18 protein-coding genes and 1 riboswitch are annotated in these 15,246 nt (G+C 38.9%); of the genes, 16 read left to right on the top strand and 2 right to left on the bottom strand.

Features of this window, described 5'->3' with window-relative positions; all coding sequences use genetic code 11:
• The first annotated feature begins 26 nt into the window (after window positions 1-26).
• The 4 genes from deoC to NYE73_RS16690 all read left to right on the top strand — a co-directional run bounded on the left by deoC (window position 27) and on the right by NYE73_RS16690 (window position 1,911).
• Window positions 27-698, top strand: coding sequence for a deoxyribose-phosphate aldolase (gene deoC, locus NYE73_RS16705; protein WP_048392186.1), 672 nt, complete (start codon window positions 27-29; stop codon window positions 696-698).
• A gap of 135 nt (window positions 699-833) precedes the next feature.
• Window positions 834-1,061, top strand: coding sequence for a spore coat associated protein CotJA (locus NYE73_RS16700; protein ID WP_004227061.1), 228 nt, complete (start codon window positions 834-836; stop codon window positions 1,059-1,061).
• On the top strand, window positions 1,054-1,317 hold the full coding sequence (locus NYE73_RS16695) for a spore coat protein CotJB (RefSeq protein WP_016994107.1): 264 nt from the start codon (window positions 1,054-1,056) through the stop codon (window positions 1,315-1,317). Before NYE73_RS16700 ends, NYE73_RS16695 begins: the two co-directional genes overlap by 8 nt.
• A gap of 24 nt (window positions 1,318-1,341) precedes the next feature.
• Window positions 1,342-1,911, top strand: coding sequence for a manganese catalase family protein (locus NYE73_RS16690; protein WP_004227065.1), 570 nt, complete (start codon window positions 1,342-1,344; stop codon window positions 1,909-1,911).
• A gap of 52 nt (window positions 1,912-1,963) precedes the next feature.
• Here NYE73_RS16690 and NYE73_RS16685 read toward each other — a convergent pair whose 3' ends face one another.
• Together NYE73_RS16685 and NYE73_RS16680 are read right to left on the bottom strand one after the other, a co-directional pair.
• Window positions 1,964-2,620: a potassium channel family protein gene (locus tag NYE73_RS16685; RefSeq protein ID WP_004227067.1), complete on the bottom strand. Its 657-nt coding sequence runs from the start codon at window positions 2,618-2,620 to the stop codon at window positions 1,964-1,966.
• A 25-nt stretch (window positions 2,621-2,645) separates the two neighbouring features.
• Entirely contained in the window at window positions 2,646-3,983 is a 1,338-nt protein-coding gene (locus NYE73_RS16680) for a TrkH family potassium uptake protein (RefSeq protein ID WP_048392187.1), read from the bottom strand.
• 116 nt (window positions 3,984-4,099) lie between these two features.
• A riboswitch (cyclic di-AMP (ydaO/yuaA leader) is annotated at window positions 4,100-4,241 on the bottom strand.
• Between the two features lie 252 nt (window positions 4,242-4,493).
• Here NYE73_RS16680 and rpsU point away from each other — a divergent pair.
• From rpsU to era, 12 genes are all read left to right on the top strand, one after another.
• Window positions 4,494-4,667, top strand: a complete 174-nt coding sequence (rpsU, locus tag NYE73_RS16675; RefSeq protein ID WP_004227078.1) for a 30S ribosomal protein S21 — start codon at window positions 4,494-4,496, stop codon at window positions 4,665-4,667.
• Window positions 4,668-4,979: 312 nt separating this feature from the next.
• Window positions 4,980-6,308, top strand: coding sequence for an NfeD family protein (locus tag NYE73_RS16670; protein ID WP_259948112.1), 1,329 nt, complete (start codon window positions 4,980-4,982; stop codon window positions 6,306-6,308).
• 3 nt (window positions 6,309-6,311) lie between these two features.
• Complete coding sequence (gene floA, locus NYE73_RS16665) at window positions 6,312-7,316, top strand: flotillin-like protein FloA (RefSeq protein WP_054550097.1); 1,005 nt, start codon at window positions 6,312-6,314, stop codon at window positions 7,314-7,316.
• 25 nt (window positions 7,317-7,341) lie between these two features.
• Window positions 7,342-7,818: a hypothetical protein gene (locus NYE73_RS16660; protein WP_054550098.1), complete on the top strand. Its 477-nt coding sequence runs from the start codon at window positions 7,342-7,344 to the stop codon at window positions 7,816-7,818.
• Between the two features lie 54 nt (window positions 7,819-7,872).
• Complete coding sequence (locus tag NYE73_RS16655) at window positions 7,873-8,133, top strand: hypothetical protein (protein WP_048392190.1); 261 nt, start codon at window positions 7,873-7,875, stop codon at window positions 8,131-8,133.
• Window positions 8,123-9,235, top strand: coding sequence for a sporulation protein YqfD (locus NYE73_RS16650; protein WP_259948109.1), 1,113 nt, complete (start codon window positions 8,123-8,125; stop codon window positions 9,233-9,235). The genes NYE73_RS16655 and NYE73_RS16650 overlap by 11 nt, the downstream gene beginning before the upstream one ends.
• A 2-nt stretch (window positions 9,236-9,237) precedes the next feature.
• On the top strand, window positions 9,238-10,194 hold the full coding sequence (locus NYE73_RS16645; protein WP_016994096.1) for a PhoH family protein: 957 nt from the start codon (window positions 9,238-9,240) through the stop codon (window positions 10,192-10,194).
• A gap of 560 nt (window positions 10,195-10,754) precedes the next feature.
• Window positions 10,755-12,875: an HD family phosphohydrolase gene (locus tag NYE73_RS16640; protein ID WP_004227107.1), complete on the top strand. Its 2,121-nt coding sequence runs from the start codon at window positions 10,755-10,757 to the stop codon at window positions 12,873-12,875.
• Window positions 12,876-12,883: 8 nt separating this feature from the next.
• Window positions 12,884-13,357 (top strand): rRNA maturation RNase YbeY, encoded by a 474-nt coding sequence (gene ybeY / locus NYE73_RS16635; protein WP_054550100.1) that lies wholly within the window; start codon window positions 12,884-12,886, stop codon window positions 13,355-13,357.
• Window positions 13,358-13,708, top strand: coding sequence for a diacylglycerol kinase family protein (locus NYE73_RS16630; RefSeq protein ID WP_131520557.1), 351 nt, complete (start codon window positions 13,358-13,360; stop codon window positions 13,706-13,708).
• A gap of 59 nt (window positions 13,709-13,767) precedes the next feature.
• Complete coding sequence (locus NYE73_RS16625) at window positions 13,768-14,181, top strand: cytidine deaminase (RefSeq protein WP_081011012.1); 414 nt, start codon at window positions 13,768-13,770, stop codon at window positions 14,179-14,181.
• Window positions 14,168-15,085 (top strand): GTPase Era, encoded by a 918-nt coding sequence (era, locus tag NYE73_RS16620; protein WP_004227129.1) that lies wholly within the window; start codon window positions 14,168-14,170, stop codon window positions 15,083-15,085. The genes NYE73_RS16625 and era overlap by 14 nt, the downstream gene beginning before the upstream one ends.
• Window positions 15,086-15,246: the final 161 nt, after the last annotated feature.

Here is a 15,246-nt window from a genome sequence, read left to right as displayed (position 1 = left end):
CTTGTTTAATGAAGGAGCGTTCAACAATGGAAAAAAATTTTGCACGTATGATTGATCATACATTATTAAAGGCTGAGGCAACAAAAGAACAAATTGAAAAATTATGTGCTGAAGCTAAACAATTTAACTTTGCTTCTGTTTGTGTAAATCCAACTTGGGTAAAGCGAAGCAGTGAATTATTACAGGGTACAGACGTGTTAGTTTGTACGGTTATCGGCTTCCCACTTGGTGCCAATACACCAGCAGTCAAAGCATTTGAAGCAAAAGACGCCATTGCTAACGGTGCAAAAGAAGTAGATATGGTTATTAATATCGGTGCGTTAAAAGATAAAAACTATGACCTTGTACAAGCAGATATCGCAGCAGTGGTAGAAGCAGCTAAAGATAGCGCACTTGTAAAAGTCATTATTGAATCATGCTTACTAACAGACGAAGAAAAAGTGAAGGCATGTGAGTTAGCTGTAGCAGCAGGTGCTGACTATGTGAAAACATCTACAGGTTTTTCTACTGGTGGAGCAACAGCAGAGGATATCGCGCTTATGCGTAAAACTGTAGGTCCAGAACTTGGTGTAAAAGCATCAGGTGGTGTTCGTAGCTTAGAGGACATGAAAAAAATGGTAGAAGCAGGTGCGACTCGTATTGGGGCTAGCTCTGGTGTAGCTATTATGAATGGTTTAATTGCCGACTCCAACTATTAATATTATCTTTTTATAGAGCCATAAGCTCATGTGTACATTGACATGAGCTTATGGCTTCTTTGTGTTTAATCAGCATAATAATTTTCTATGCACATATACTCCACTGATGAATGTAAATACAGAAAGGAGGATGTCATGTTTACACAGTATAAGTCTTGGAGGCCCTATATTAGCCCCTTTGATCCTTGTAAGCCTATAGAAGTTAAGTATTATGCAACACCCCCACAACTATATATGGGTTTTCAACCACCTGGACTTCCACAATTTCCAACCGCAAGAGAAGCACTAATGGCAGGGACACTATGGCCACAGTTGTTTAGCCCATACCCATTTCCCCTAAAAGGAGGGAGGAAGCATGACTAAAAAGATGCCGCCCGAATTTTATAAACAATTAGAAGAAATACAAGCAATTGATTTCGTCATTGTTGAATTAAACCTCTATTTAGACACTCATCCACACGATTATGACGCCATTCAGCAATTTAATGAAAATACAGAGAAAAGTATGAAACTTAAAATTGATTTTGAGCAAAAATATGGACCACTCATGAATTTTGGGAGAAGCTATTCGAATTATCCTTTTAACTGGATTGATACACCATGGCCATGGCAAGTCTAAACAAAAGACTAGGAGGAAAAATCTTTGTGGTATTATGAAAAGAAACTCCAGTATCCGGTAAAAGTTAGTACATGTAACCCAATGCTTGCAAAGTTTTTAATTGAACAATATGGAGGAGCGGATGGGGAACTGGCAGCAGCTCTACGCTACATGAATCAGCGCTATACGATTCCTGACAAAGTAGTAGGGTTATTGACCGATATAGCAACAGAGGAATTTTCACATTTAGAAATGATTGCCACGATGATTTATAAGCTAACAAAAGATGCAACACCAGAAATGCTGAAAGAAGCTGGATTGGGTGATCATTATGTAAATCACGATCGGGCTCTATTTTATCAAAACGCCTCGGGGGTACCATTCACAGCAACCTATATTCAAGCAAAGGGTGACCCTATCGCGGATTTGTATGAGGATATAGCAGCCGAAGAAAAGGCACGTGCCACATACCAATGGATTATTGACTTATCAGATGATACGGATTTAAATGATAGCTTGAAGTTTTTACGTGAACGGGAAATTGTTCATTCCCAGCGCTTTAGAGAGGCTGTTGAAATTTTAAAAGATGATAGAGATCAAAAGAAAGTTTTCTAAGACAAAAATGGCAGGCTGTATCAAGGTGAACTTGACACAGCCTTTTTTGCGGTTACTGAATATTTGAGAATAAGCTAAGATCTTTTCGATGACCAATCATTACTAATAAATCTTCCTTTTCAATAATTTGCTCAGGAGAAGGGGAGATAATAATTTCACCTTCGCGCACAATCGCAATTACACTGACGTTATATTTTGCGCGCAAGTCTAAATCACGAAGGTTTTGTCCAGCCATTTTGGAAGGAATCATAATTTCTTCAATGCTGTATTCCTTTGATAATTCGATATAATTCAACATATTTGGGGATAGGAGTTGATTAGCTACACGTTCACCCATATCTCTTTCTGGGTAAATAATCCAATCAGCTCCTACTTTATCTAACACTTGCCCATGTCTTTTACCAAGTGCCTTTGCGATCACTTTTTTGATCCCTAGCTCTTTTAATAAAGAGACGGTTAAAATACTAGATTGCATATCATTACCGATCGCTACGATAACACAATCGAAGTTACCAATACCAATCGATTTTAAGGCTTTTTCTTCTGTTGTATCTGCAACCACAGCGTGAGTCACATAGGGTTCGGCATCCTCTACTCTTTCTTCATTTATGTCAATTCCTAATATTTCCTGTCCAGCTTCATGCAATCTGCGAGCGACGCTTGTTCCGAATCTACCTAAGCCAATCACAGCGTATTGTTTAATGGTCATAGCGTTCTGTCTTCCTCTCATTTGGTTATCCAATCATAATATTTCCTTTTGGGTGGCGGAAACTCTCTTTTTTTCTTCGTTTTGCAATGGCAAAAGCAATGGTTAATGGTCCTACTCTTCCTGCGAACATTGTAATAATCAGAAGAAGACGACCAGCAGGTGTTAGCTCTGGAGTTAGGCCCATCGAAAGACCAACAGTACCAAACGCAGAGGTAGCCTCAAATAAGTACATCATAAAGCTATGATGCTGTTCCGTGATACTGAGAATAATCGTCACGACTACAACAATTAATCCTCCACACATTGTAACCGTCAAAGCCTTTAAGATAGTTTCAGTAACAATTCTACGTTTAAAGAGAACGACATCTTCTTTTCCTCGAATTTGTGACCACATAGTAGCTACTAAAACAGCAAAGGTTGTGATTTTAATACCTCCAGCAGTCGACCCAGAGCCTGCCCCAATAAACATGAAAAGAATCATTAAAAATAATGTAGAATGCGTTAAGTCCCCAATAGCCAGTGTATTGGAGCCAGCAGTTCGTGGTGTAACCGCTTGGTAAAGGGAACCTAATACTTTACCCCATTCGGATAATGGTCCAAGAGTTTTTTGGTTGCCATACTCAAACAAAAATATCAAAATGGTTCCGCTAACAGTGAGCAAAAGTGTCGTTACTAAGACTATTTTTGAATGGACAGAAAGCCTTTTAGTTACACGATATTCATACAATTCATTCATCACAATAAAGCCTAATCCACCGATTGTAATAAGAGCACAGATGGTGAAAACAACAAAGGGGTCATCAACATAGGCAGTCATTCCGTTAAAGCCACCCATTAAATCGAAGCCCGCGTTGTTGAAGTTGGATATGGCATGAAAAAATCCAAAATAAAGGGCCTTTCCAATAGGCATATCAAAAGAAAAACGAATCGATAGAATTAGACCACCGATTATTTCAATACATGCTGTAAAGAGCAATATTCTTTTCACTAATCGAACAAGACCAGCAATGGAGATATTATTAAATGCTTCTTTAAGCAGCAGTCTTTCTTTTAATGAAATTTTCTTTCCAAGCAGTAAAAATAATAATGTGGCAAATGTCATAAATCCTAAACCGCCAATTTGGATTAAGAATAAAAGGACCACTTCGCCAAAAATAGAGAAGGTATCACCTGTATCAACTACAATTAAACCTGTGACACAAGTAGCTGATGTAGCAGTGAATAAAGCATCTAAAAAGGGCAAACCCTTCCCATCCTCAGTAGAAAATGGCATTGTTAAAAGAAACGTACCTATGGCAATGATGAGGGCAAAGCCCAATACAAGAACTTTGGGAGGATTTAATGCTCTTTTAAAATTGTTCATTTAATTTTTCCTCAATTCTGAATAGTAAACAACTGTTTGTTAGATGGCATAATAAAAAGACCTACGATTAGAGCATGAAAAGGGTAGAAAGCATGCTAATAATGGTGGTCAATAACGACCTCCTTCGCTTTAGCCGACGAAGTTAGCTGACGGGTAGGATGGCGAAAGAGCTTTCTCATCCCTTCTGCTAAAGCAGAATTAACCCCAAAAGATTGGTTCCTCCGTTCTCAAATAGTTGAGATTTGGCCGATATGAAATTGAATGTGATTATTCTACGCCCTTATTCTATTTTTTGTAAACCCCTTAATTGTTAAGAAAATGTAATTATTTTTATTGTGGGCGAATTGTGTATGAATAATTCGAGCAAAAATAAAACCAAAAATTCACTTGATAATTTCGCATACTTTCTATTGACCATTATTAGACAATACGATATAATTTTTTAGTACACAACAGAAGGTGATTTGCCTAATTGTGTATTGACGTGTGTTCGGAGGGAGGGAAAGAGAGATGTCAAAAACTGTCGTTCGCAAAAACGAATCGCTTGAAGATGCTCTTCGCCGCTTCAAACGTACTGTATCAAAAAGTGGTACAATTCAAGAAGTTAGAAAGCGCGAGTTCTACGAAAAACCTAGCGTAAAACGTAAAAAGAAATCAGAAGCTGCACGTAAACGTAAGTGGTAATTTAATTTCCCATTAAAAATCCCTACGTTCATAACACGCAATTGTATGATTCACTGAGCAGACAAAGTTATACCTGAAATTAATCACATTTTTGATTAATTTCAGGTATTTTACATTGCTCAACTTTACGTACATATGAAAAAGCCGAATGAAATCACTTTGATTCATTCGGCTTTTTTGCACATACTAAGTGTTAGTAATTGGCATTAGATCGAATAATAAATAATTAATAAATTTTTTAAGATTTGTGAAACTTTTCGCATGATTGACCGTATATACAGAGGAGAGGCATGTTAGAAGGGAGGGAAAAAGATGCGAAAACGGAGAATCCTCAGCTATTTACTAGTGATATGGATGACTTTTTTGTTAGCGTTTCCATTAACTTCGGCTTTTGCCAGTAATAAGGTTTATCATGTTCCGATTCATAATGAAGTAGAGCGAGGACTTCATGCATTTTTAGAACGAGCTTTTAAAGAGGCTGAAGAAAACAATGCAGAGGCGATTATCTTAGAAATACATACGCCTGGCGGTTTTGTGAATGCAGCAAGCGATATCGCCATGCTTATGGATGCAACGCAAATAAAAACGATTGCTTATATTAATAAGGATGCGCACTCAGCAGGAGCGTTTTTAGCCTTACATGCGGATGAGATCTACATGGTTCCAAATGGAACAATCGGTGCAGCGGCAGTTATCGATTCAGCAGGTAATGCAGCCGACCTAAAGGCCAATAGCGCTTGGCTTGCTCAAATGAAAGCAGCAGCAGAAACGTCAGGGCGCGACCCTAAGTATGCATTAGCAATGGCAGATACCAACTATGAACTACCAGAATACCGTGCTGGCGGAAAGAATTTGTTAACCCTATCAGCCTCAGAGGCAGCAAAGGTTAAATATTCTGAAGGGACGGTTAACGATTTTCAGGAGCTTTTAGAAGTAACCAACTTGAATGGTAGTGATGTTGTTCCCATTGAACCAACCTTTTCTGAAAAGTTAGCTCGTTTTATTACAAATCCCATCATTGTACCTATTCTATTGTCTATCGCTAGCTTAGGACTTGTGATGGAGCTTTATTCGCCAGGATTTGGTGTTCCAGGTATAATGGGCTTATCAGCACTTGGTTTATTTTTCTTTGGACATATGGTGGCCGGCTTTGCGGGATATGAAACATTATTGTTATTTATTGTTGGCTTAGCCCTTTTAATTGCAGAGTTTTTTGTCCCCGGTGGAATTGTTGGTATTTTAGGCGGTGTCTTAATAGTACTAAGTCTGATACTGGCAGGTGCAAATATGATGCAAATGATAGTAGCAATTCTCATTGCGCTTGTGATAGCGATGATAGGAATGGTGATTCTGATGAAATTTTTCGGAAAAAAACTGCATGTTTTAAACAGGCTTGTGTTAATGGATGCAACTACGACAGAAGAAGGGTATGTATCCAATGTGAATCGCACAGAACTGTTAGGAAAAATTGGGAAAACGCTTACACCACTTCGTCCATCTGGAACAATGGTACTTGGTAGTGAACGCATTGATATTGTATCAGAAGGTGGCTATATCGATGCCAATCAACATGTAGAAATTATTAAAGTTGAAGGCTCACGCATTGTTGTGAGACAAACAGATAAAGAGATGGAGGAATAGAAAATGGGTTTTGATTTAGCTTTGATTGGTCCTATTGCTGGACTAGTTATTTTATTCATTGTGCTTGCGGTATTCTTTACCTTTGTACCCGTTGCATTGTGGATTTCTGCATTAGCAGCAGGTGTACGTGTGAGCATTTTTACATTAATTGGGATGCGATTGCGTCGTGTAATCCCTTCTCGAATTGTTAATCCGTTGATTAAAGCACATAAAGCAGGTTTACCTGTAACGATTAATCAGTTAGAGAGTCACTATTTAGCAGGTGGTAATGTTGACCGTGTAGTGAATGCCTTAATTGCGGCTCACCGTGCCAATATTGAGCTGTCATTTGAACGTTGTGCAGCAATCGATTTAGCTGGGCGTGATGTATTAGAAGCTGTTCAAATGTCTGTTAATCCAAAAGTTATTGAAACACCTTTCATTTCAGGTGTAGCAATGAACGGGATTGAAGTAAAAGCAAAGGCTCGTATTACCGTGCGTGCCAACATCGAGCGTTTAGTCGGTGGTGCTGGTGAAGAAACAGTTATTGCCCGTGTAGGGGAAGGGATCGTTTCTACAATTGGTTCGGCTACTAGTCATACAGAAGTATTAGAAAATCCAGATATGATTTCACAAACGGTTTTATCTAAAGGTTTGGATTCAGGAACAGCCTTTGAAATCTTATCCATTGATATTGCGGATGTAGATATCGGTAAAAACATCGGGGCTGAATTACAAATTGAACAAGCACAAGCTGATAAAAACATTGCGCAAGCAAAAGCTGAGGAACGTCGTGCAATGGCTGTAGCAAACGAGCAAGAAATGATTGCACGTGTTCAAGAGATGAAGGCAAAAGTAGTAGAAGCAGAAGCGGAAGTACCACAAGCGATGGCTGAAGCCTTACGTTCTGGTAATCTTGGCATTATGGATTATATGAACTATCGCAATATCCAAGCAGATACAGCGATGCGCGACTCTATCTCAAAAGTAAGCACAGATAAACCTGAAAAAAATGAACCCAATGCTTAATAACGGAAAGGAGCGAAACTAACATATGGAACAGTTAATAATCTTCGCCATAATAGCCATAGTCAGCTCTATTTTCGGAAAATCAAAAAATAAAAAGCCTCAGAAGCAGATGCCTCCTTTTAATAAAGACACCGTGGTGGAGCCTCCAGTTACGGAGAAAGCACCACATCGTACTGGGAAAGCACAGAGTTTTGAAGATTTTGCACGAGAATTTATAGGAGATTGGATTCCAGAAAATGAGAAAGTCGAGGAGCCTAAAAAATTTGTTGAAGAACAAGTGAAAAGGGAAATACCAAGCTATGTTGCTCCAGCTGTCATTCCAGCAGATATCCCTAGCCGTTCTTCTAATCGAGAAGGTCGAGGACGATTAGCTGCTGGAAAAAAAGAAGTGCAATCAGTTGGCACAAATTCGACTTTACAACTACCTCAATCTAAAAATGATCTTATGCAAGCAATCGTGATGGCTGAAATATTAGGGCCACCGAAATCAAAAAGAAAATAACTAGCATGTCCTCCTTTTTCGATGCATATATTGCCGAAGAAGGAGGCATTTTTTATGAAAAAATTATTTCAATTAACGCCACTACTTGAGTTGTTAGAATACGAATCATTAAAAATTATTGGACCCTACCGTTTTATTCATGCAGATGCGACGACCTGTTCGTTTGTCTATGCAGATTATCATATTACTGTCAATGCGGATTCAGTGACAATCAATGCGCTCAAAGAAGAAATGCTACATCTCACTGTTGACAATCTACAGGAGCTTCATATGAAAATGACAAAGAATATGGGTGTGAGCAAAAATGTGGAATAATCGGCCAATTATTATACGTATAAAGCGCCATGAAAATGTTCATCCTTTTATTCAAGCATTGCACGCTCAACATGTCCCAATAAAGCGTGTTGTCTTTCGTGAGCAGGAAGTTTCCTTTGAAACGACGATGCATTATCTACCAAAAATTCGCCGTGTACGAAGACGTTTTCGCTTAAAAATGGCTGTATTTTATGCAGATGAGCTTCAAGTTTTTCGAGCGCAAATTTGGACTTTATTGGGCTTAGCCTTTATGATTGCTATTCCAATTCTTTGTGCACAAGTCATATGGCGAGTGGACATAGAAGCCGCAACACCAGAACTGGAGCAGCGTTTAGGTAAGACCTTTCATGAAACCTTTCAATTAGAAACCCCTTTATCTCAAAAAAAGTTACCTTCCAATACGGTTATACGACAAAAGCTGTTAGAGCAACACCGAGAGCTATCATGGGTTCATATTGATAAACATGGCGGACGAGTAATTTTGAGACCACAGGAATCACCTAAACAAACAGAGCAAACAACTGATAAATTAGCCTCCCATATAGTAGCAACGAAAAGTGGTGTCATTACACACTTTAATATACAGCATGGCGAGCGAAAAATTTCAGTAAATGATACAGCCTACGAGGGTGACGTCCTCGTAAGTGGTGTATTAGAAAGTGGCACAGATCAAGTTTTTGTAGGGGCGAAGGGAGAGGTTTATGCAGACTATTGGCTTGAATGTTCATTTAAAATTCCAACAAAAATTACCGTGGAAACCTTGCAGCAAAAGCAATGGCGAGTGTTGATAAAGGGTATACATCAGGAAAAGGTGGATTATGTACAAAGAAAGGATTTACCGAATTGGCTATCCCCCTATGTTTCAATTGTAGAGGAGCAACAGACGAAAACGATGCAAGTAGAGTTGGATGAATCGAAAATTGAGTCATTGCTGATTCCTTTATTGCATGAAAAAGTATTACGCTCGTTACCTGCAAAAACAATCATCAAGAAAGAAAACCTTTTACAGGCAAAGTGGGGGAATGGTACAGTTGAAGGGAAAGTTCTATTTTTAGTCAATGAAAACATTGCAAGTCCAATACAAGGCCTACAAGGAGAATGATTATGTCAGAACAGTTAACTGTATTACAGGTGGATAATCCAAATGAAGCGGTTATGCTACTAGGTATTTCCGATGCAAATATGAAATTAGTTGAAGAAGCACTTAATGTTCATATCATTACGCGTGGTGAACAAATTCAACTTGCGGGTGAAGAAAATGCTAAGGAACAGGCAACATTTCTTCTGCATGCTTTATTGAAGGTCATTCGCAAAGGAATTAATATTGATCAACGTGATGTCACAACAGCTATTGAAATGACACAAAAAGGAACAATCGAGTATTTTGCAGAACTATATGATGAAGAAATAGCACGCACGACGAAAGGTAAGTCAATTCGTGCAAAAACAATTGGTCAACGAGAATACATACAAGCAATCCGTCATAAAGACGTTGTTTTCGGTATTGGTCCAGCCGGTACTGGGAAAACGTATTTAGCGGTAGTCATGGCAACACAGGCACTTAAGAACGGTCATGTTAAGAGAATTATTTTAACTCGCCCTGCTGTTGAAGCTGGAGAGTCTCTAGGCTTTCTTCCAGGAGATTTAAAGGAAAAGGTTGATCCATATCTTCGACCTCTCTATGACGCTTTAAACGACATCTACGGCTCAGAACAAACACAGCGGCTAATTGAACGAGGAACGATTGAAATCGCCCCTTTAGCCTATATGCGTGGCCGTACATTAGATGATGCCTTTGTTATTTTAGATGAAGCACAAAATACAACACATCAACAAATGAAAATGTTCCTAACTCGTCTAGGCTTCGGCTCTAAAATGGTCATCACAGGTGATAAAACGCAAATCGACTTACCCAAAAATACAGAATCTGGCTTGATTGTAGCAGAACGTACATTAAAATATGTTAAATCTATTCATTTCCAAGTACTAGAACAAGGCGATGTCGTACGTCACCCAATCGTAGCCAAAATCATTCAAGCCTACGAAGAACAGCAACTTTAGAATTGCGTAGCAATTCTAAAGTCTGCCCCGAAAGCGAAGCGACAGGGGCAACGAGGTTTAAAGTCTGCCCCGAAAGCGAAGCGACAGGGGCAACGAGGTTTAAAGTCTGCCCCGAAAGCGAAGCGACAGGGGCAACGAGGTTTAAAGTCTGCCCCGAAAGCGAAGCGACAGGGGCAACGAGGTTTAAAGTCTGCCCCGAAAGCGAAGCGACAGGGGCAACGAGGTTTAAAGTCTGCCCCGAAAGCGAAGCGACAGGGGCAACGAGGTTTAAAGTCTGCCCCGAAAGCGAAGCGACAGGGGTAACGAGGTTTAAAGTCTGCCCCGAAAGCGAAGCGACAGGGGCAACAGGTTCTAAAGTCTGCCCCGAAAGCGAAGCGACAGGGGGAACGAGGTTTAAAACATCCATATAGTTAAAACCTAAACCACGAATTTAATCAAAATATGGAAAAAAATGTGACAGCTATGCGAAGATGCATAGCTGTTTTTTGCTTTCTTATACATTTTTCGAGAAAAATGTATGTTGAATTGGTATGATAGTAGGTAGATAGAGGAGGTGCCAGATGGAGAAACAACTTCGAAAATTTACAGAGCTTATCGGTTTTCGCTACTTTCTTATCATCATTCTCATTTTAACAGGTGGCCTACAATTTGGGTTCATGTATGGCAATGTTAAAGGAGTTACATATGATTTCAAACCATTACAGCTTGCGCCTGAAACCGTACGATCTACTAAAACGATTGAAGACACTTATAAAACACAGCTAGAGCGAGAAAAAGCTGCCAATGCAGTGGATTCAGTCTATCAATTTTCGGAGGATGTCGCCAAGCAAAGAGCAGCGATTGTAACATCATTATTTGATTATGTTTTGGAAGTGAAAAAAGATGTTGCAAATAGTAAGGAACCTATTCCTATTGCAGACCAGGTTACACAGCTTCGAAAAAAATTTGAATCCATTGACGAAGACCAGATGCCGTTAATTTTTACAGATTCTCAGCTGGAAGGTCTATTAGTACAAAGTGAAGATGATTTAACTAGAACAAGTACGCAATTATCTAAATTTGTAGAGGAATATTTACAAAAATCCATCCGACCAGAGAACGTCTTTGTTGCACAAAATGATTTTGAAACAAAGATTCGTGGACAACGAGGATATCCTGATAAAATATTCAATACAGTCGTGTTAATAGGACGTACAAGCATTATTGAAAATGAAACAATTAACGAAGAACAAACAAAGATTCGAAAACAGCAGGCCAAAGAAAGTGTAGAGCCGACACGAATTTTACAAGGTCAGATTATTGTTCAAGAAGGCCAAATTATTGACAATGAGGCTTTTAGACAATTAGAGCTATTAGGGATGGTTAGTAATAAAGCCTCCTTTAAGCCGATAGCAGGGCTTATTATTTTAACGCTACTACAAATGATGTTTATGTATATTTTATTTGAGCGTTGGGAGACGAACGAACGAAAAAAACGTAATGCACTGTTAGTCACAGTGATTGTTTATAGCTTGTCTATTTTGCTAATGAAATTTATTAGCTTAGTTTCTAGTGGCTTTGATGTGACGATTGCCTTTTTATTCCCGACAGCACTAGCGACGATGCTTGTACGATTGCTAGCAGATGAGCGAGCAGCCGTATTAATTACAGTTATGACGGCTGCTTCAGCAGGGGTAATTTTTCAAGAAGGCTATTCCTCAGTTATGCAAATGGAAATTACGCTGTATATCATATTCGGAGGGTTTGCAAGCCTATTCTTTTTGCGTAGTGTGGAAAAACGCTCACATATTTTACATGCGGTTGGTGTGATTTCCCTTGTAAACATGGCATTTATCGCATTTTATTTGTTAATGACACAATCATCCTATGGCTTACCAGAATTAGCATTTTACTTAATAGCAGCGATGTTATCAGCCTTGCTTTCAGGGGCATTAACGATGGGACTTTTACCATTCTTTGAATCGGCGTTTAGTTTGCTTTCGTCTTTACGCTTAATTGAGCTATCCAATCCCAACCATCCATTATTAAAAAAATTATTAATGGAAACTCCAGGGACATATCATCATAGTGTGATGGTAGCGAACTTAGCGGAAGCTGCGTGTGAAGAGATTGGTGCCGACGGTTTATTAGCACGTGTAGGTTGTTATTATCATGATATTGGTAAAACCAAACGACCTTCCTTTTTCATCGAAAATCAGATGTCGGGCATCAATCCGCATGATTCGTTACCACCTGAAACAAGTGCAGAGATTATTATCGCCCATACGACAGATGGTGCCAATATGTTAAAACGTTATAAAATGCCTCAAGAGATTATTGATATCGCTTTACAGCATCATGGCACAAGTTTGTTAAAATTCTTCTTGTTTAAAGCAAAGGAAGAAGGAAAAAATATTGATGAGGCAAAGTTCCGATACCCAGGGCCCAAACCACAAACAAAAGAAGCAGCTGTTATAAGTGTTGCGGATAGTGTCGAGGCAGCAGTACGTTCTATGAAAGAGCCAAATGCAGAGAAAATTCAGAAGCTAGTACGAGCGATTATCGATGATCGCGTCCAAGATAATCAGTTTGATGAATGCGATATTTCAATAAAAGAGTTAAAATGTATAGAGAGAGTACTTTGTGAAACGTTGAATGGGATATTCCATTCACGTATTGAATATCCAAAGGCAGATAAGTAGGAGGATCTATGATTTTAACAATTGATTTTACGGATGAAACAAATGAAGTGGGAGCACAGCATATCGAACTTGTTGAAAAGCTATTACAGCATGCTGCAAGTGTAGAAAATATTGAGCCAGAAACAGAGGTTTCGGTGACGTTTGTTACGAACAAGGCAATTCAAGATATTAATCGTGAATATCGTGGCAAAGATCAGCCCACAGATGTTATTTCCTTTGCACTAGAGGAGCTAGGGGAAGGGGAAATGGAAGTTACTTTTGAAGGTATGCCACGTGTATTAGGTGATATCATTATTTCGACTGATCGTGCAAAAGAGCAGGCAGAGGAATATAATCATTCCTTTGAGCGAGAATTAGGCTTTTTAGCTGTACATGGTTTTTTACATTTACTTGGTTATGACCATATGGAGCCAGAAGAAGAGAAAGTGATGTTTGCAAAGCAAGATGAGATTCTCCAAACTTATGGCTTAGGTAGAGATTAGATGAATTTGCGAAAATACTTGCGATCTTTTGGCTATGCTTTTGAAGGCATCATAACTGCAAGTAAAGAACAAAATTTCAAATCACATATAGTAAGTGCAATCATTGTTATACTGGCTAGTTATTTGACAGGTTTATCTCGTATGGAGTGGTATATTGTGCTACTATTAATAGCACTAATGTTTGCGCTGGAAATGATGAATACAGCTATCGAACGGGTAGTCGATTTAGCTTCCCCAGAGATACATCCGCTTGCTAAGCAAGCAAAAGATATTGCAGCAGGTGCAGTGCTTGTATTTGCGCTATTCAGTGCTATAATCGGATTACTCATCTTTCTGCCAAAATGGTTTTAATGGAAATGAGTGTCTTCTAATTGAAAATAAACCATAAATGTGAGGGAGAATTAGTATAGATGACAATGGATATGCATGCATTATTAGAAGAATCAAAAAAGGCACGTGAAAAAGCCTATGTTCCTTATTCAAAATTTAAAGTAGGGGCAGCTCTACTAACAAAAGATGGAGAGGTTATTCACGGTTGTAATATTGAAAATGCAGGCTATAGTATGACAAATTGTGCTGAACGTACAGCGTTTTTTAAGGCAGTATCGGAGGGGATTTACGAATTCGAGGCCATTGCCATTGTAGCTGATACGGACGGACCATGCGCCCCATGTGGAGCATGTCGCCAGGTCATGATGGAGTTTTGTGCTCCAACTATGCCTGTTTATTTAACGAACTTAAAAGGTGATGTGACGGTAACGTCAGTGGGCGAATTACTACCGTTTGCATTTACGACGGAGGATTTAGAGAATGCAGGAAACTAAAAATGGCTATAAATCAGGCTTTATCTCCATCATTGGTCGTCCAAACGTTGGCAAATCGACATTTTTAAATCGTGTCATTGGCCAAAAAATTGCGATCATGAGTGATAAGCCACAAACAACACGAAATAAAGTACAAGGCGTACTAACAACAGATGATAGCCAAATGATTTTTATTGATACACCAGGTATTCACAAGCCAAAACATAAACTAGGCGATTTCATGCTGAAGGTTTCTAAAAACACATTGCGTGAAGTAGACGTTATTATGTTTATGGTTAATGCTGAGCAAAAACTCGGTAAAGGTGATGAATTTATTCTAGAAATGCTAGCAGGAAACCCAACACCTGTCTTTTTGGTCATCAATAAAATTGATGCCATTCATCCAGATGAACTAATGGGAATTATTGAGAGCTATAAAGAGCGCTATGACTTTGCGGAGATTGTACCGATTTCTGCGCTACAAGGCAATAATGTTGAAAATTTATTAGTGACATTGGCGAAGTATTTACCAGAAGGACCTCAGTATTACCCAGCCGATCAAGTGACAGATCATCCTGAACGATTTATTATATCTGAACTTATTCGTGAAAAAGTCCTACATTTAACGCGTGAAGAAATTCCCCATTCTATCGCGGTGGTAATTGATAAAATTCGTCGTGATGAAGAAAATGAGGATAAAATTCATGTAGCGGCTACAATTATTGTGGAGCGTGATTCTCAAAAAGGGATAGTTATTGGAAAACGTGGAGCCTTGCTAAAAGAAGTAGGGACACGTGCGCGAAAGGATATCGAAATGCTTCTAGGGTCTAAAGTTTATTTAGAGCTATGGGTAAAGGTGCAAAAAGATTGGCGTAATAAAGCTACACATTTACGTGATTTTGGATTCCGTGACGATGAATATTAAGTTTTTACTGGCTTAGCCAATGAATTGTAACGTTGGCGAACATTGCCCGTTGAATCAGGAATAGACGCCAAATTTTGACGTGACGGTTTTAGGTTAACTTCTTCTTGTAGGCACAAAAGGATCTAGAAGTATTTGATCATTTTTATTTTTGAGCTGTCCAA

It is taken from the genome of Lysinibacillus sp. FSL K6-0102 (assembly GCF_038003545.1).
Classification (GTDB): domain Bacteria; phylum Bacillota; class Bacilli; order Bacillales_A; family Planococcaceae; genus Lysinibacillus; species Lysinibacillus capsici.
Note: the sequence above shows the minus strand (reverse complement) of the source record. Positions and strands in the feature narration are given on the sequence as shown.